Origin of the sequence: Sediminicoccus rosea, from assembly GCF_033547095.1 — a bacterium.
GTDB classification, from domain to species: Bacteria; Pseudomonadota; Alphaproteobacteria; order Acetobacterales; family Acetobacteraceae; genus Roseococcus; species Roseococcus rosea.
In genome coordinates this window covers 775793-792185 of sequence record NZ_CP137852.1, presented here as the reverse complement: position 1 = coordinate 792185, position 16393 = coordinate 775793, and the positions used below count along the sequence as shown (strand labels likewise).

Below are 16393 nucleotides of genomic sequence, written 5' to 3'. Positions count from 1 at the left end.
GGTTCAACGAACGCCGTCTGCGCTTCGACACCGTGGATCCAGCCCTCACCGCATGCGATGCCGGCAGGCATGCGCGCCATGGCGTGCGCCGCTTGCGCCGGAGGATGGCAACCGGCCGCACCAGCAGCGTATCGACGCCAACTCCCGAATCCTGCACCGTTGTTGCCCATAACTTGCGGGAATGACCGTGCAGACAGAGAACCTCGTCCTCATCGAGGCGGATGGACCCGCCGCCACCCTCTGGCTCAACCGCGCCGAGCGCGGCAATGCGTTGGGCGCGGCCCTGGTCGAGGCGCTGGACGCCGCGATCGACACGGCGCTGGCGGCTGGTGCGCGCATGCTGATCCTGCGCGGCAAGGGCCGGCATTTCTGCACCGGCCTCGATCTCGGCGACCTTGAGGCCTGCACGGATGGCGATCTGGCGCTGCGCATCCTTCGCATCGAGATCCTGCTCCAGAAGATTCACGCCCTGCCGGTGACGACGGTGGCGATCGCGCAGGGCCGCGTCTTCGGCGCGGGGGCTGATCTCTTCGCCGCCTGCGACCACCGCCTTGCCATGCCTGGCGCCAGCTTTGCCTTTCCCGGCCCCGCCTTCGGCCTGATCCTCGGCACCGCGCGTCTGGCGGGCCTGGTGGGCGGCGACGCGGCGCGGCGACTGCTGCTCGCGGGTGAAGCGGTGGACGCGGCAGCGGCGCTGGCGCTTGGCCTCGCCACCGCCATGGGCGAGGACATCGCCGCCGCGACCGCGGCCGCCACGCGGCTCGACGCGGAAACCGTGGCTGCGCTGCACGGGCGCACGCGCCAGGCCGATGATAACGGCGACCTTGCCGCGCTGGCGCGCTCGGTCGCGCGGCCGGGCCTCAAGCAGCGTATCCAGGATTACCGCGCGAGGATGATGAAGGCATGACCCTCGCCGATGCCATCGCGGCGCAGACCCCGCTCGTGCAGCGCTTGCTGGACGGTGTCGCCACGATCGGCGCGGATCCGCCGGGGATCACGCGCGATGCCTATGGGCTGGGCGAGAACCAGGCCCAGGCCCTGATCGCCGAGGCTGGCGCTGCGCTGGGCCTCACCGCCAGCACCGACGCGGGTGCCAACCTCACCTTGCGATGGGCCGCGCCCAGGCCGGAGGTCGCGCCGGTGCTGATCGGCTCGCACCTCGACAGCATCGTGCAGGGCGGCAATTTCGATGGCGCGGCGGGCGTCATCGCGGGCATCGGCGCCATCGCGGCACTCAAGGCCGCCGGCATCCAGCCGAGGCGCGACATCGAAGTGCTGGCGTTGCGCTGCGAGGAGGCGGTGTGGTTCGGCCTCGGCCTCATCGGCAGCCGCTGCATGCTGGCGCGCCTGCCGCAGGGCGCGCTGGACCTGCCGCATGCCCGCACCGGCCGCACCCTGGCGCAGAGCATCGCGGATTGCGGCGGCGACCCCGCGCGCCTGCGCGAAGCGACCCCCCTGCGCGACCCACGCGCCATCGGCGCCTATCTCGAAATCCATATCGAACAGGCGCCACAGCTGATCGAGGCCGGCGCGCCGCTGGCCATCTGCCTCGCCAATCCCGGCAATGTGCGCCACCCCTTCATCCGCATCACGGGCGAGGACGCGCATACCGGCCTGCCGCACCGCTTTCGCCGGGACGCGGCGCTGGCCGGTGCCGATCTCTCGCTCGCGCTGGAGCGGCTTTGGCTGGACGAGGAAGCGCAGGGCCGCCCCATGGCCGTCACCATCGGCCGCTTCCACACGCCCGTCGCGCGCCACAGCCTCACCGCCGTCTCGGGCGAGTTCGAGCTGAGCCTGGATCTGCGCGCCTACAACGCCAATCATCTGGCGGCGCTGGAGGCGCGGCTGCAGGCCATCACGGCCGAGGTCGCGGCGCATCGCAACGTCACGATCGCGCTGGGCGAGCGCAGCGCCGCCGCACCCGGCCCCATGGACCCGGCGTTGATCGAAGGCCTGTCGACGGCCGCGCGACGCTGCGGCGTCAACGCCCCACGCCTGAACAGCCCGGGCAGCCATGACGCGAACAATTTCGCCGCCGCCGGCGTGCCGACGGGCATGCTGCTCGTCCGCAACCAGAATGGCAGCCACAACCCCCATGAGGCGATGGATACGCCGGACCTGATGGCGGCCATCCATGTCCTCGCCGAATGGCTGGCGACCTGACGGCACGGATGGGGGGCGGCAACGCTGCACCCTGGGGCATCGAAGCCCTCCTCTCTCACGCCTGCCGCGTCCTACGGCGTGGCAAAGCGACGGTCGGCGGAGGGGCGGGTTGGCGAGAGGAAGATCGTGGCCGGTGCGCTGCGAGCAATCGGGGTGACGGAGCCGACCTGCAATCGCCGGTGGACGGATTTTCGGCAGCCTGACGGGGGATCAGGTGAAGCGACCGCTGGTCCGGAGAATAGGTCCGTGCAAATCTATCTCCGGTCGCGGCCGCCAGAACCGCGCGGAACGAGGCGAGGACGAGAGTGACACACAAGATCATCAGCCGGGCCGATTGGCGCCCCTCGGAGCTGGAACAATCCGGGCGCTGGCTCCGCGTCCTGACCGACCGCGAGAGGGCCGATCTGCGCGCCGCCATTGATGGCTTGGCGGAATCCGGCCGGCCGATGCTTGAGATCACCCGTGCCGACGTGCCGCTTGGCGCCTTCGGCGCTGTCCTGGCCGAGGCCGAGGCGGAGATGGAAGAAGGCATCGGCTTCCTCGTCCTGCGGGGTCTGCCCATGGAAGGACAGGACGTGGAGCACAACCGCCTGATGGCCTGGGCCATCGGGACCCATCTTGGCGTGGCGCGACCTCAGGGGAAGGCGAGCCAGTTGATGTCCGATGTGCGCGACGCAGGGGGCACCTACCGCGGCGGCAGCGGGCGCGGGTACAACACCAATGCTGAGCTGGACTATCACACCGATGGCAGCGACATCGTCGCGCTGCTTTGCCGCAACACGGCGAAGTCGGGCGGGCTGAGCCGGCTGGCGAGTTCCGTCGCCATTCACAACGCGCTGCTGACGGAACGGCCCGACCTCGTGGAGACGCTCTACGGCCTCTTTCCGCACAGCCGCCAGAACGAGCATGCGCCGGATGAGCCACCCACCTACATGGCGCCGGTCTACAGCCTGCGCGAGGGGCATTTCGCCAGCCGCTACCTCCGCAACCACATCCGCTCGACGCAACTGATGGAGGGCGAGCCGCGGCTGACGGCGTTGCAGCACGAGGCGCTGGACCGATTGCAGGACATGGCGAGCAGCCCCGCCTTCTCCTTCGACATGTGGCTGGAGCCGGGCGACCTGCAGCTCGTGAACAACCACGTGCTCTATCACTCGCGCACGCATTACGAGGATCACGACAAAGAGGAGCTCAAGCGCCACCTGTTCCGCCTCTGGCTCGCGGTGCCGAGCGGACGCCCGCTCTGCGCGGCGCTGGAAGATGCCTATAAGAGCGTCGAGCGCGGCACGGTTCGGGGTGGCTTCAAGGGACGCCAGGTCACACCGGAATTGCTGGCCTATCAAGCGCGGGCAGCGGCCAGCCTCGGCATGAGGGACATCCCTTACTGACGCGCGAAAGTTGCCCGTCGCAGTCAGGCAGGCTGATGGGATCCGTTTGGGCCAGCCACGACTGAGGCTGGTCTCACGGCCCCGACCGGCGCTTGTGGCGCGGCCACACGCGCCAAGGGAGAGGATCCTCGGCCTCGATCAGCTACACGCTGGATGCCAACCTGGAGCGGCTGAGCCTCGAGGGCAGCGATGACCTCGACGGCACGGGCAATGGCATGGCCAACCGGCTGGATGGCAATGCCGGGGCCAACACCCTCGATGGCGGCGCGGGCGCGGACAGCATCGAGGGCGGGCTCGGGGCCGATGTCTTCCTGTTCGGCAGCGCGACCGAGGCCGATGGTGATGTCATCGCGGACTTCAACGTGGCGGCGGGCGACAGGATCGACCTGCGCCGGATCGACCCGGATTCCAGCCTGCTGGGCAATCAGAGCTTCACCTGGATTGGTGGTGCCGATTTTGGCGAGGTGGTGGGCGAGTTGCGCTTTGCCAGCGGGGTGCTCGAGGGTGACCTGGATGGCGATGGCGGGGCCGACTTCCAGGTCACGCTCACCGGGATCGCCACGCTGACCGCAACCGATCTCTGGCTCTAGGACAACAGGGTTCGGCTCATGCAGGACGAGGCTGCGTAACGGGGGGGCACCAGCCCTTGATCAAGGGATGAGAGTTCGCATCCCCTGACGCACGGCCGCCATGGTCGATCCGCGATTCCCGTGCATCGTCACACGCCTGTCGGCGGATCGAAGGCACGGATCAGCGGGAGGTTGCCCCTGAAGCGCTCCACCTCCACCACGGTCAACTGCCCGGTGCACCCCTGGGCAAGCGCTGAGGTTCCGACATCTCGGGTCAGCACGTTCGGGTTGCCATGCACGCAGAGCGGCCGGTCATCCTCCGGGTCCTCCGGATCGTACCAGGCGCCCGTGGCGAGTTGCACGACGCCGGGGCGGATCTCCCTGCTCAGCCGCACCCCGGCCAAGCAGGCACCACGGCCGTTGAACAGACGAATGATGTCACCATCGGCAATGCCGCGCGGCCCCGCATCGGCGGGATGCATGGTGGCCACCTCACGCCCCTGTCGCTTCGAGCCGAGGCTGTGCGCGCCGAAATCGAGCTGGCTGTGCAGCCGTGTGGCAGGCTGGTTGGCGACCAGGTGCAGCGGCGTGCCCGGACCGGGCGCCTCCTCGGGTGGCAACCAGGCCGGGTGGCCGGGGCAACTCACCTCGCCAAAACTGGCAACGGTCTCGGAGAAGATTTCGATCCGCCCGCTCGCTGTCGGCAGCGGGTTGGCCTCCGGATCCTCGCGGAACGCGCGCCAGGGGCCGCCATCATCGGGCGCCTGCGGCAGGCGCAATGTTCCGGCGGCCCAGAAGGCATCGAAATCGGGCGCCGGCAGGTCTTGATCGCGCAGACCCTGCTGCGTGCGCGCATAGAGGTGACGAAGCCACTCGCGGCTGCTCCGGCCTTCCGTGAAGGCCTGCCCCACGCCGAGGCGCTGGCTGAGCCCGGCGAAGATATCGTAGTCGTCCCGCGCCTCGCCGAAGGGCGGCGCGATGCGATGCATCGCCACCATCAGCGGATCATGCGAGCTATAGCCGATATCCTCGCGCTCCAGCGTCATCGTGGCCGGCAGCACGATGTCGGCGTGGCGCGCCGTGGCGGTCCAGGCCTGTTCGTGCACAACCAGCGTGTCCAGGCGCGCGAAGGCCTGGCGTAGCCGGTTGAGGTCCTGGTGGTGATGGAACGGGTTGCCGCCCGCCCAATAAACCAGCCGGATATCGGGATAGGTGCGCGTCTGCCCGTTGTAGCGATAAGCCGCGCCCGGCTTGAGCAGCATGTCGGCAATACGGGCGACGGGGATATAGTTGCCATGCCGGTTGCGCCCCTGAGACAGGGTCGGGCCGGGGACGGCATTGGCGCGGCGTCCGTAGTAGCCGATGGCGCCCAGCGCATAGCCGTAGCCCCCGCCGGGCAAGCCGATCTGCCCTAGTGCGGCCGCCAGCACGGCGCCCATCCAGACCGGCTGTTCCCCATGCTCCGCGCGCTGCAGGGCGTGCGCCACGGTCACCAGCACGCGGCGGCCATGCAGCCGCCGGGCGAGGTCTCGGATGTCCTGGGCTGCGATCCCCGTGATCGGTGCTGCCCATTCGGCGTCCTTCGCCTGGCCATCCGCCTCGCCGAGCAGATAGCGCGCGAAGACGGGCCATCCGGTGGTGTAGCGATCGAGGAAGGCCTGGTCATGCAGCCCCTCCGTCACCAAGGTGTGCACGAGCGCCAGCATCAGCGCGGTGTCGGTTCCCGGGATATTGGCGATCCACTCGGCGCCGACCTCCTCCGGCAGATCGCTGCGCAGCGGACCGACCAGGATGAAGTCGCAGCCGCGCTCGCGTGCCGCCCGCATGGCGCCGCGCTCGACATGCTCACTGATGCCACCGCCCGCGACCATCGCGTTCTTGAGCGCCATGCCGCCGAAGGCCAGGACCACCTCGCTATGGGCCGCCACCTGATCCCAGGTGACGTTGTGCTTCGTCAGGTCCTCGTAGTTGCCGAGGATGTGCGGAACGATCACCGAGGCCGCGCCGGAGCTGTAGGAATTGACCGAGGCGACATAGCCGCCGAAGGCGCAGTTCAGGAAGCGATGGATCTGGCTCTGGGCGTGGTGGAAGCGACCAGCACTGGCCCAGCCATAGGAACCGCCGAAGACCGCGCCCGCCCCGTGCCTGTCGCGGATGCGGCGGAGCTCCCCGCCCAGCAGATCCAGCACCGCATCCCAGGACATCGGGACGAACTCTTCCCGGCCGCGTCCACGATCCGGACCCGGGCCGCGCTCGAGCCAGCCGCGACGCACCATGGGCTGGGCGATGCGCGCCCGATGGCGCAGGGCGGCGGGGAAGTTCTGGAGAATGTCGTTCGGGTCGGGATCGCCCGAATAGGGGCGCACCAGGAGTGCGCCCTCGCGGAGCGCCGCCTGGAAGACACCCCAATGCGAACTGTGCGGCAGGAAATCCTGGCTCGCTTCGATCTCGGCGCTCACGCGATGGACTCCATGCCTCTATAGGACGCACCCAGACTCGGGCCCGGGCATTGCGGCTTTGATCCGGGTTCTACGTGGTCCATGCAGCGCACGAGACGCTGCCGATTGCAACCGCCGAAAGCCAGGCTTCGCCGCCCGAGACCGAAGGGCGATGCGACCGCCCACTCCCGGCCTCAAACGCGCGGCATCCGTGCCGACGTCGCCAGCGCTGCCTCAGATCGGGCTGCCGGGTACGAAGCTCGGCTTGCGCCGCTCGCGCAGCGCCTGCACGCCCTCGGGCAACTCCGGCCCGGTGAAGCCCAGGAACTCCATCGCCACCGCCGCCTCGAAAATGGGGCGCGCCTGCTGCAGCCAGAGATTCATGGAATGCTTGGTCCAGCGCAGCGCACTTTGCGGCCCCTCGGCCAGGCGCACCGCCGTCTCCAGCGCGCGCGCCTGCAGCACGTCATCCGGTACGGCGAGGGAGACGAGGCCGATGCGCTCGGCCTCGATGCCGTCCAACGGCTCGCAGGTCATCAGGTAGTACTTCGCCTTGGCCATGCCGCAGAGCAGCGGCCAGATGATCGGCGCATGATCGCCAGCCGCGACGCCGAGCTTCGTGTGCCCATCGATCAGCTTGGCCGAATGCCCGGCGATGGTGATGTCCGCCATGAGCGCCACGACCAGGCCCGCGCCCACCGCCGGGCCGTTGATGGCGGAGATGATCGGCTTGGAGCAGCCGATCATGTTGTAGACCATGTCCCGCGCCTCCTTCCACACGCGGATGCGGGTCTCGAAATCCTCCATCATGCGGCCGACGAGATCGAGATCGCCGCCGGCCGAGAAGCCCCGCCCCGCGCCGGTGACGATGACCACGCTGACACTCGGATCTGCGTCAATCTCGCGCCAGACATCGGTCAGCGCGCGGTGCATGTCGGGGGTCAGCGCATTGAGCTGGTCGGGACGGTTGAGCGTGAGGCGCAGCACGCGCGGATGCGGCCGGTCGGCCAGGATATGGGGCAGCGTGTCGTAGTTCACGGCGTCGTGTCCTCTTGATCGCGGGCGAGAATGGCCTGCGCCAGCTTGTGGCGCTGAATCTTGCCGGTGGGGGTGAAGGGAAGCTCCGGGAGCACGACCACGCGCTCCGGCAGCTTGTAGGTGGCGAAGCCATCGCCGAGGAATTCCAGCACGCCCGCCAGGTCCAGGACCGGCTCACCGGGGCGGGGCACGATGCAGAGGCAGGCGCGCTCGCCCAGCCGCGCATCAGGAAGGCCGACTATGGCGCAGTAGAGAATGCCGGGATGGGTGTAGAGCACCTCCTCGATCTCGCGCGGGAAGAATTTCTTGCCGCCGCGATTGATCATCTCCTTCACGCGGCCGCTGATGCGCAGATTGCCACGCGTATCAATGAAGCCGAGATCGCCCGTGCGAAACCATCCATCCGGCGTGAAGGCTTCGGCATTGGCGCTGGGGTTGGCGTGATAGCCCAGATGCACGGAGGGGCCATCGGCCGCGATCTCGCCCTCGCTGCCTGCCGGCACATCATGCCCCTCGGGGTCGAGCAGGCGCAGGCCCATGGCGGTCGCGACGCGGCCGACGGAGCCCGCCACCTCCTCCGGATCATCCTCCTGGCGGGTGAAGGTGTGGAACCCGTCCTCCAGCATACCGTAGAGCTCGAGCAAATGGCCCGGGGCGGCGGCGCGCCAGGCGCGGATGGTCTCAACCGGCGCAGAGGCGCCCCCGGAGACGACAAGCCGCAGCGCCGAGAGATCCGCCCCCGCCATGTCCGGCAATTGCAGCAACGCGGTGAGCGAAGCCGGCGCCGTCGGCACATAGGTGCAGCGCTCACGGGCCAGCAGGGCCAGCGCGGGCTTGGCGGAGAACCGCTCCAGCAGCACGGCGGTCGCCCCCGCCATGATGGCCTGCACGAGCGTGAGGTAGCCCCAGTTCAGCCCGAGCGGCAGCCAGATCATCATCCGGTCCTCCGGGCCGAGGCGCAGATCGTGATTCAGGATGCGCGCGGCCGGCAGCGTCGTCTCGTGGCTGTGCATCACCCCCTTGGGGTTGCCGGTGGTGCCGGAGGTGAAGGCCATCCGCATCACCGCCGCCGCCGGCTGGCGCAGCGGCCGGAAACCGGGCGGCTGGCCGCTGGCTGCGAAGGCGGCATCCAGCGCCGTCACCCCCGCGCGTGGCTCGGCCCGCAGACTGCCGATCAGCGCGAGGTTCGGCAGCCGCGTCTGCAGATCGAGCGCCATGCCAAGATGGTCGAAGCCGCGATACTGCCCGGTGGTCACGAAGCCGCGCGCCTCGCTGAAGCGGAGGATGTACTCCAGCTCCCGTGCGCGGAAATCGGTGGAGACGGTGACGGCGACAGCGCCGACACGCTCCAGCGCGAAGAAGACCGGCGCGAACTCGATCCAGTTGGGCAGTTGGATGGCGACGACATCATCCTCGCCGATCCCCGCCGCGCGATAGGCGGCGGCCATGCGGTCCACCGCGTCGCGCAGTTCGGCATAGGTGATGCTGGCCGTGCCATCGGTGATGGCGATCTTGTCCGGCGTGGCGGCGGTGGCGCGCTCCAGCAGGTCGTGCTGGGTCTCGCCGGTCCATTGGCCGATGGCACGCCATCGCGCCGCGCGCGCCTCATCCCGCCGGGGTGTGAAACGCATCCTTGCCTCCCTCACATCGTCAGCCAGCGGTGGCGCAGCGCATCCGCATCGGCCTGGAAGGCCGCTGCCGTGTCGTCATGCACCACCTGGCCGCGCGCCATGATCAGGATGCGGTCCGCCACCGCCTCCGTCATGCGCAGGTTCTGTTCCACCAGCAGCACCGCCACGCCCTCGCCCGCCAATTGCCGCAGCACGCGCGCGAGCTCCTGCACCACCATGGGGGCCAAGCCCTGGCTCGGCTCATCCAGCAGCAGCACGCGGGGATCGGTGACGAGCGCGCGGGCGATGGCCAGCATCTGCTGTTCGCCACCCGAGAGCGCGCGGCCGGCATTGGCGCGACGCTCGCGCAGATTGGGCAGCAGCGCGAAGAGCCGCTCCTCCGGCCAGAGCCGCGAGGGTGTCCGCTGACCGACGGCCAGGTTCTCCATCACCGTCAGCTCGGGAAAGATCTGCCGGCCTTCCGGCACATAGCCGATGCCGGCGCGGGCGATGCGGTGCGTGGGCAGACCGGCCAGCGCCGCGCCGGCCAGCGTGACCTGCCCCGCGCAGCGCGGCAGCAAACCCATGACGCCGCGCAGGAGCGTCGTCTTGCCCACGCCGTTGCGGCCGATCAGCGCCGTCACCTCGCCGGGCGCGGCACGCAGGTTTACGCCGCCCAGAACCTCGGCCGAGGCATAGCCGCCGCGGATGTCGCGCAGTTCCAGCATCAATGGAGCCCGCCCAGATAGGCGTCCTGCACGGCGGGGTCGGCCCGAACCTCATCGGCCGGGCCATCGGCGATCTTGCGGCCGCGATGCAGCACCACGATGCGCGGCGCCAGCGCGAAGACCACCTCCAGATCGTGCTCCACCAGCAGGATGGCCGTGCGCGCCTCCGCCATCACGCTGCGCAGCAACTCCACGGTGCGGCGCGTCTCCTCGACCGACATCCCCTGCGTCGGCTCATCGAGGATCAGCAGCCGCGGCTCCTGCGCCAGGGCCACGGCCACTTCCAACAGGCGCTGGTCGCCATGCGCCAGTTCCCCGGCCAGGGTTCCGGCCTGCGCGGCAAGGCCGAGGCGGTCCAGCCAGATCATCGCCCGCTCTTCGCCCTGGCGCATCGCGGCGGCACCGCCGAAGAATCGCCAGGGCATCTTGGCCTGCGCGCCCAGGCGCACATTCTCGAGCGCGCTCAGCCCTGGGCAGATGGCGGTGATCTGGAAGCTGCGCGCCACGCCGCGCCTTGCCAATGCATGGGCGGGCAGCGCCGTCACATCCTCGCCACCCAGCCGCACCGTGCCGGAGGTCTTGCGCAGGTTGCCCGCGATCATGGCGAAGAGCGTGCTCTTGCCCGCGCCATTGGGGCCGATGACGGCGCAGATCTCGCGCTCCTCGACTGTCAGGTCCACGCCATCCACGGCGCGGAAGGCGCCCCAGGCACGGGTCAGGCCGCGGCATTCCAGAAGGCTCATCGTGCCCTCCCCCGCAGCGCCGCCTGCACCCAGCCCATCAGTCCCGCGGGCGCGAAGATGACGACGAGCACGAAGAGGATGCCCAGCGCCAGGCCCCAACTTTGCGTAAGGCCCGAGAGTTCATGCTCGGCATAGAACAGCGCCAGCGCGCCAAGCATGGGCCCGACGAGCGTGCCCGCGCCGCCCAGCACCACCATCACCAGCACATGGCCGGAGACGGTCCAGAAGAAGAGCTCCGGCGAGACATAGCGGGCAAAGCCCGCATAGAGCGCACCCGCCACGCCGGCGAGGGCGTAGGACAGCACGAAGACGACGAGGCGGATGCGGCGGGGATCATGGCCCAGCGCCTCGGCGCGCTGCTCGTTCTCGCGCACCGCGGCCACGACATGCCCGAAGGGCGAGCGGATGAAGCCATGCGCCACCAGATAGGCCGACGCCAGGAAGAGGCAGACGAGAAGATGATAGCCCTCGCGGCCGGAGAACATCTCCGGCAGGCCGGCGCGCGGAATGCCGGCCAGCCCGTCCGAGCCGCCGGTCACCGCATTCCATTTGAACACCACGGCATAGCCGAGCTGCGCGAAGGCGAGCGACAGCATGGCAAAGGTGACACCGCCCGTGCGCACGCAGAGCCATCCCACCGGAATGGCGACAAGCGCGGTCAAGGCGCCGGCCAGCAGTACGGCAAGCGGCAGCGGCACCTGCCAGACCAGCAGCAGCGTGGCGGCCGTATAGGCGCCGAAGGCCCAGGGCCCGGCATGGCCGAAGGACGTCAGCCGCGCATGCCCCACCAGAAGATCGAGGCTCAGCGCGAAGAGGGCGAGGATCAGCGCCTCGGTCAGCAGCGTCGTCGCATGACCCGGCAGCACGAAGCCCAACGCGGCCGCCAACGCGATCCCGGCCAGCACCCATCGCGGATCGGTCAGCTTCATTCACTCCGTCCGAACAGGCCGCCCGGCCGCAGCACGAGCACCGCGATCATCAGCGCGTAGGTCATGCCCAGGGCCAGCTCGGGCACGTAGAAATTGCCGAAGGTCTGCACGAAGCCCACGAGCAGGCTGCCCGCCGCCGTGCCGATGAAGCTTCCCATCCCGCCGATCATCACGATCACGAAGGCGTCGATGATGACGTTGGAACCGAGGCCGAGCGACGCGCTGAGCAAGGGGGCCGCCAGCGCGCCCCCCAGCGCCGCGAGCCCGCAGGCCAGCGCGAAGACCAGCGCCCGCACGCGGCCCACGTCATTGCCGAGTGCGGCCGTCATCGTCGCGTTCTGCGAGGCGGCGCGCAGCAGCAGCCCGAGCCGTGTGCGCTGCAACCCTGCCCAGCAGAGCAGCGCGCAGAGCAGCCCGGCGCCGATCAGGACCAGGCGATAGACCGGAAACGGCTCATCCATCACCCAGACGATGCCCGCCAAAGCCTGCGGCAGTTCCGCCTGGCGCGCATCCGCCCCCCAGATCAGCCGGATCGCCTCGGTCAGCGCGAGGGCGAGGCCGAAGGTGACCAGCAGGAAGGCCGAATGTTCCCGCGCATAAAGCCGCGAGAGGGCGCTCCGCTCGAAGGCGAGGCCGAGCAGCGCTGCCGCGAGCGGGGCCGCGACCAGCGAGAGGGCGAAGCTGCCCGTTGCCGTCTGGGTCGCCACGCCGACATAGGCGCCCAGCATGAACAGCGCCCCATGCGCGAAATTCACCACCCGCATGATGCCGAAGATCAGCGTCAGCCCCAGCGAAATGAAGAAGAGCAGCGCCGAAAGCGAAAGCGCGTTCAGCGTCTGCAGGGTAAAGAGCGCGAGGGGGTCCATCGCCCGTTCAGGTGAAGTTGGAGGCGCGGCAGGCCGGCGTCACTTCGGAGGCCGTGAAGGTCGCGATCACCTCCGGCGCCGGAACGGGGAAGCCCTCGCGACGCGCCACGCGCACCACGAAGCCCTGCTGCTCGGCCTGGCCATCGCAGCCGCGGATCTTCAGCGGGCCCTTGATGGAGTTCAGCTCCAGGTCACGCAGCGCGGCCACCACGGCCGGCGTCTCCGTCGAACCCGCCTTGTTCACCGCGGCGCGCAGCACCTCGCAGGCCTGCCACTGCTCGCCGTCGTAGGTGTCGGGCAGGTCGTTGTATTCGGCGCGGAAGCGCTGGACGAAGGCGTTGTTGGCCGGGTGATCGTAAGCAAAGGTGTAGCGGCTGCCGCCGACGAGGCCGATCGCCGCATCGCCGGCGGGGCGCGTGAACAGCATGTCCACCGTCTCGGTCACCACCGGCATGCGTTCGAAGAGCCGGAACTGCGCGGCCTGGCGCAGGAAGGCCGTGCCGTCATCGCCGGTGAGCGCGATGTAGAGCGCCTGCGGATTGGCCTGGCGCACGCGGGTGATGAAGCTGGAATAGTCGCGCGTGCCGACGGGGGCGAAGACGCTGCCGATGGAGCGCTTGCCGATGCCGCGCAGAAGCCCCTCGAAGGTCTCCACCGAGGAACGGCCCCAGGCATAGTCGAGCGAAAGCGAGAAGAAATCCGTCTGCGGCGAATTGCGCAGCCAGAGCGCCAGCGCGCGCGCGCCCATGGGGCCCGAGGTGTTGGAGCGGAAGGCGTTCGGCACCCAGGCTTCCGCCGTGATGGAACCGGCACCGTTCACCGACGAGATGAAGAGCGCGTTCCACTCGGCGAGCTTGGGCATCACCGCCAGCGCCTCGCTGCTCGCCATCAGGCCGAGCAGGATGTTCACGCGGTCCCGCTCCACCATTTCCTGCGCCTTGCGCAGGCAGTTGGCGGGCACGCCCTGCGTGTCCTCGAAGAGAAATTCGACGGGGCGGCCGAGCAGCCCGCCCTCGGCATTGGTTGTCTTGGCCCAGAGCCGGCAGGAGCGCACGACCTGCGCGCCCAGCGCAGCCCAGGTGCCGGTCATGGCTGTCGGCACGCCGATCTTGAGCGGCGCCCCCTGGGCGCGGCCGGTGTTGATGAAGGCGGGGGCGGCGAGAAGTGCGGCCAAGGCAGGCCGGCGGGCGATGTTCATGGTCATGCGGGTGTTCCTCCTGGAATGGCGCCGGTGTTCCGGCTGCCGTCTTGCGTGAAATCAACCGGCGATGATCTGGCCTCCATCAAGCTGCAGCACCTTGCCGGTGAGATAGCTGCAGGCTGGTCCCATCATGAAGCAGGCGACGCCGGCCACTTCCTCGGCCGTCGCGATGCGCTGCAGCGGAATGCCCTTGATGATCCGCGCCGAGGTCTCGGGCCCCCAGGCATCGAAGGCGGTCTGCGCCATGTCGGTCTGCGTCAGGCCGATGGCGAGCGCGTTGGCGCGGATGCCATGGCGCGCCTCCTCCTTGGCGGTGACGCGGATCAGCGCCTCCACGCCGGCCTTGGCGGCAGCCCCTTGCGCATTGCGCGCCTGGCACATCTGCGCGGCGATGGAGGAGATGGCGAGGATGGCGCCCCCCTTGGCCTGGCGCAGATGCGGAATCGCCGCATGCAGCGCGTGGAAGCAGCCATTCAGATCCACCGCGATGTAGCGCCCCCAATCCAACGGCGACATCTCGGCCACGCTGGCCCATTGCCCCATGGCGCCCGCCGCATGCGCCATCAGCGAAAGCCCGCCGAGCGCCTCGGCGGCAGCATTGATCGCGGCGGAAGTCGCTTCGGCGGCGGCCAGATCGGCCTGCACCGCGACGGCGCGCCGGCCCTTGGCGCGGATCGCCTGCAGCACCGCCTCCGCTTCCTCGCTTCGGCTGCGATAGAGGATGGCGACATCGGCGCCACGCTCGGCACCCGCCAGCGCGATGGCGCGGCCCACGCCGCGGCTGCCGCCCACCACCAGCAGGCGCTGCCGGTCAAACTCCATCCTGAATGCCCAATCCACGCATGAGGAAACCGACCAGCTCCGCCTCGGCGGCATCGCCCGGCATGATGTCCCGGAGGCGCCAGGCACGCAGCGAGAGCATGACGGGCAGGAAGGTCACGATATCGGCGGCGAGCGGGCCGGCGCCCGGCAGCGCCATGCCGGCGGCGCGCGCCTCCTCGATCAACTGGGCGAAACGCTGGATGAAGGCCTGGGTCTGCGCCAGCACAGCGCGGCGCGACTCCTCGCCCAGCGCATGCGTCTCCTGGTAGATCAGGGCGATGTCCGCGCGACGCTCCCGCATCGAATGGATGAAGGCGGCGATGGCGGCGTGCAGCCGCGCGCGGGGCTCGGTCACGTCTTCCAGCGCGCGCTCCACATCGCGCGCATAGGCCGCCGTCATGTCCTGATGCACGAGGTAGAGGATATCGTCCTTGGTGCGGACGTAGTTGTAGAGGCTGCCCTGCGAAAGCCCGGCCTCGACCGCAATGTCGCGGATGGTGGCGTTGTGGAAGCCCTTGCGGCGAAACACCCGCGCGGCGGCCTGCGCGATATGCGCGCGGCGCTCGTTCACGAGGCCGGTGTCACTGACTTGTGCCGTGATCACGCGCGTTGGCGTCATGGCGTTGCTCCCCGGAGGAGCCTGCGACCGCTGCGGCCGGGTGGTCAAGGGAAATGAGTGATCGCTCAGTCATCACCCCTCCCAGGGGTTGGGGCCGCCGGGCCGCGGGCCATCCCGCCCGCTTCGGATCCGCGTGCCTCGATCGCCCGGCTGGTGGTGCCGTCTCGCCCCTGGTCCTGACCCCTGAAACTGGTCCGGCGGGAGCACGTCAGGCACGCCACATGACCTCACCCTCACATTGACAGCCGGGGCGGGGCGGCGTTGCCTATCATCGGCCCCGCGAGAGGGCGATGAGGAAAAAGCCATGAAGAAGCGCCAGATCCTGCGCGCGGCAGCCGGCCTTGGACTGCTGGCCGCCCCCGCCTATGCGCAAGCGCCTTTCCCCAGTTCCAGCATCCGCATGGTGGTGGCTTTCCCGCCGGGTGGAAACACCGACATTTTTGGGCGCATGTTTGCCGAGCCCTTCGGGCGGGCGCTCGGCCAATCCGTTGTCGTCGACAATCGCGGCGGGGCGGGGGGTCTCATCGGCTCGGCCGAGGTGCATCGCGCCCGGCCGGATGGGTATACGTTGATCTTTCAAAGCCCGACGGCCGGGATCACCGGCCCACTCACACGTCGCGTGCCGCCCTTCGATCCCGTGACGGGGTTTTCGCATATCGCCATCCTCGGCATCACGCCGCTCGCCCTGGCGGTCAATCCACGGCTTGGCGTGAACAGCCTGGCCGAATTGATTGCGCTCATCCGCGCCCAGCCGGGCCGGCTCAGCTATGGCAGTTCGGGCATCGGGGGCGCCCCGCACCTCTCGACGGAGTTGCTGCGGATACGGGTCGGCAACCTTGATGTGGTGCACGTGCCCTACCGAGGCTCGGGGCCGCTGACCCAGGATCTTCTCTCCGGGACGATCTCCTTCGCCGTCGACGCCTTCACGACGCTGCTGCCGCAGCACCGCGAGGGGAAGCTCAGGATCATCTCCGTCTTCGGCGAGCAGCGCGCAGCGGTGGTGCCCGATGTGCCGACCGCGCGCGAGAGCGGCTTCGACGTCGTGACCCGCATCGCCAACTACCTGGCTGCACCCCCCGGCACGCCGCCGGACCGGCTGGAGCGCTTGGCCGCTGCCGCTCGCGCTGCGATGTCCACGCCCGAGATTGCCCGCGCGCTGGAGGCCATCGCCTTTGTGCCCGTGACGGATTCCACGCCCGAAAGCGCGACGCGCTTCATCGCGGAGGAGGCGGCGCTCTGGGGCCCCGTCATTCGCGCCGCCAATATCGAGATCGAGTAG

At 69.4% G+C, this 16393-nt stretch carries 15 protein-coding genes; 5 read left to right on the top strand and 10 right to left on the bottom strand.

Going from position 1 to position 16393, the window contains the following annotated elements:
* Positions 1-181: 181 nt before the first annotated feature.
* From R9Z33_RS03785 to R9Z33_RS03770, 4 genes are all read left to right on the top strand, one after another.
* Entirely contained in the window at positions 182-907 is a 726-nt protein-coding gene (locus tag R9Z33_RS03785) for an enoyl-CoA hydratase/isomerase family protein (protein WP_318649969.1), read from the top strand.
* Entirely contained in the window at positions 904-2163 is a 1260-nt protein-coding gene (locus tag R9Z33_RS03780; protein ID WP_318649968.1) for a Zn-dependent hydrolase, read from the top strand. The genes R9Z33_RS03785 and R9Z33_RS03780 overlap by 4 nt, the downstream gene beginning before the upstream one ends.
* Before the next feature lie 305 nt (positions 2164-2468).
* Positions 2469-3551: a TauD/TfdA family dioxygenase gene (locus R9Z33_RS03775; RefSeq protein ID WP_318649967.1), complete on the top strand. Its 1083-nt coding sequence runs from the start codon at positions 2469-2471 to the stop codon at positions 3549-3551.
* Positions 3552-3643: 92 nt separating this feature from the next.
* Positions 3644-4141, top strand: a complete 498-nt coding sequence (locus tag R9Z33_RS03770; RefSeq protein WP_318649966.1) for a calcium-binding protein — start codon at positions 3644-3646, stop codon at positions 4139-4141.
* Positions 4142-4269: 128 nt separating this feature from the next.
* Here the strand turns inward: R9Z33_RS03770 and R9Z33_RS03765 are convergent, their stop codons facing one another.
* The 10 genes from R9Z33_RS03765 to R9Z33_RS03720 form a co-directional block, all read right to left on the bottom strand.
* The gene (locus tag R9Z33_RS03765) at positions 4270-6579 is read right to left on the bottom strand and encodes a molybdopterin guanine dinucleotide-containing S/N-oxide reductase (protein ID WP_318649965.1); all 2310 of its coding nucleotides are present in this window, start codon (positions 6577-6579) and stop codon (positions 4270-4272) included.
* Between the two features lie 213 nt (positions 6580-6792).
* Complete coding sequence (locus R9Z33_RS03760; RefSeq protein ID WP_318649964.1) at positions 6793-7596, bottom strand: enoyl-CoA hydratase/isomerase family protein; 804 nt, start codon at positions 7594-7596, stop codon at positions 6793-6795.
* The gene (locus tag R9Z33_RS03755) at positions 7593-9227 is read right to left on the bottom strand and encodes a class I adenylate-forming enzyme family protein (RefSeq protein ID WP_318649963.1); all 1635 of its coding nucleotides are present in this window, start codon (positions 9225-9227) and stop codon (positions 7593-7595) included. Before R9Z33_RS03755 ends, R9Z33_RS03760 begins: the two co-directional genes overlap by 4 nt.
* An 11-nt stretch (positions 9228-9238) precedes the next feature.
* On the bottom strand, positions 9239-9934 hold the full coding sequence (locus R9Z33_RS03750; RefSeq protein WP_318649962.1) for an ABC transporter ATP-binding protein: 696 nt from the start codon (positions 9932-9934) through the stop codon (positions 9239-9241).
* Complete coding sequence (locus tag R9Z33_RS03745) at positions 9934-10677, bottom strand: ABC transporter ATP-binding protein (protein WP_318649961.1); 744 nt, start codon at positions 10675-10677, stop codon at positions 9934-9936. Before R9Z33_RS03745 ends, R9Z33_RS03750 begins: the two co-directional genes overlap by 1 nt.
* Complete coding sequence (locus R9Z33_RS03740) at positions 10674-11606, bottom strand: branched-chain amino acid ABC transporter permease (RefSeq protein WP_318649960.1); 933 nt, start codon at positions 11604-11606, stop codon at positions 10674-10676. Before R9Z33_RS03740 ends, R9Z33_RS03745 begins: the two co-directional genes overlap by 4 nt.
* Entirely contained in the window at positions 11603-12472 is an 870-nt protein-coding gene (locus R9Z33_RS03735; protein WP_318649959.1) for a branched-chain amino acid ABC transporter permease, read from the bottom strand. Before R9Z33_RS03735 ends, R9Z33_RS03740 begins: the two co-directional genes overlap by 4 nt.
* A 7-nt stretch (positions 12473-12479) precedes the next feature.
* Positions 12480-13676 carry an ABC transporter substrate-binding protein gene (locus R9Z33_RS03730; protein WP_318649958.1) on the bottom strand — a complete coding sequence of 399 codons (1197 nt, stop codon included), beginning with the start codon at positions 13674-13676 and terminating at the stop codon, positions 12480-12482.
* Positions 13677-13730: 54 nt separating this feature from the next.
* Positions 13731-14495 (bottom strand): SDR family NAD(P)-dependent oxidoreductase, encoded by a 765-nt coding sequence (locus R9Z33_RS03725; RefSeq protein ID WP_318649957.1) that lies wholly within the window; start codon positions 14493-14495, stop codon positions 13731-13733.
* Complete coding sequence (locus R9Z33_RS03720) at positions 14485-15114, bottom strand: TetR/AcrR family transcriptional regulator (protein ID WP_318649956.1); 630 nt, start codon at positions 15112-15114, stop codon at positions 14485-14487. Before R9Z33_RS03720 ends, R9Z33_RS03725 begins: the two co-directional genes overlap by 11 nt.
* A 304-nt stretch (positions 15115-15418) precedes the next feature.
* Between R9Z33_RS03720 and R9Z33_RS03715 the strand changes: the two genes are divergently transcribed.
* Entirely contained in the window at positions 15419-16393 is a 975-nt protein-coding gene (locus tag R9Z33_RS03715) for a Bug family tripartite tricarboxylate transporter substrate binding protein (RefSeq protein ID WP_318649955.1), read from the top strand.

Bases quoted from the DNA above. Each gene is read 5' to 3' on its own strand.
- R9Z33_RS03785 (WP_318649969.1), top strand. From the start codon at position 182: ATGACCGTGCAGACAGAGAACCTCGTCCTCATCGAGGCGGATGGACCC.
- R9Z33_RS03780 (WP_318649968.1), top strand. From the start codon at position 904: ATGACCCTCGCCGATGCCATCGCGGCGCAGACCCCGCTCGTGCAGCGC.
- R9Z33_RS03755 (WP_318649963.1), bottom strand. From the start codon at position 9,227: ATGCGTTTCACACCCCGGCGGGATGAGGCGCGCGCGGCGCGATGGCGT.
- R9Z33_RS03750 (WP_318649962.1), bottom strand. From the start codon at position 9,934: ATGCTGGAACTGCGCGACATCCGCGGCGGCTATGCCTCGGCCGAGGTT.
- R9Z33_RS03745 (WP_318649961.1), bottom strand. From the start codon at position 10,677: ATGAGCCTTCTGGAATGCCGCGGCCTGACCCGTGCCTGGGGCGCCTTC.
- R9Z33_RS03740 (WP_318649960.1), bottom strand. From the start codon at position 11,606: ATGAAGCTGACCGATCCGCGATGGGTGCTGGCCGGGATCGCGTTGGCG.
- R9Z33_RS03735 (WP_318649959.1), bottom strand. From the start codon at position 12,472: ATGGACCCCCTCGCGCTCTTTACCCTGCAGACGCTGAACGCGCTTTCG.
- R9Z33_RS03730 (WP_318649958.1), bottom strand. From the start codon at position 13,676: ATGACCATGAACATCGCCCGCCGGCCTGCCTTGGCCGCACTTCTCGCC.
- R9Z33_RS03725 (WP_318649957.1), bottom strand. From the start codon at position 14,495: ATGGAGTTTGACCGGCAGCGCCTGCTGGTGGTGGGCGGCAGCCGCGGC.
- R9Z33_RS03720 (WP_318649956.1), bottom strand. From the start codon at position 15,114: ATGACGCCAACGCGCGTGATCACGGCACAAGTCAGTGACACCGGCCTC.
- R9Z33_RS03715 (WP_318649955.1), top strand. From the start codon at position 15,419: ATGAAGAAGCGCCAGATCCTGCGCGCGGCAGCCGGCCTTGGACTGCTG.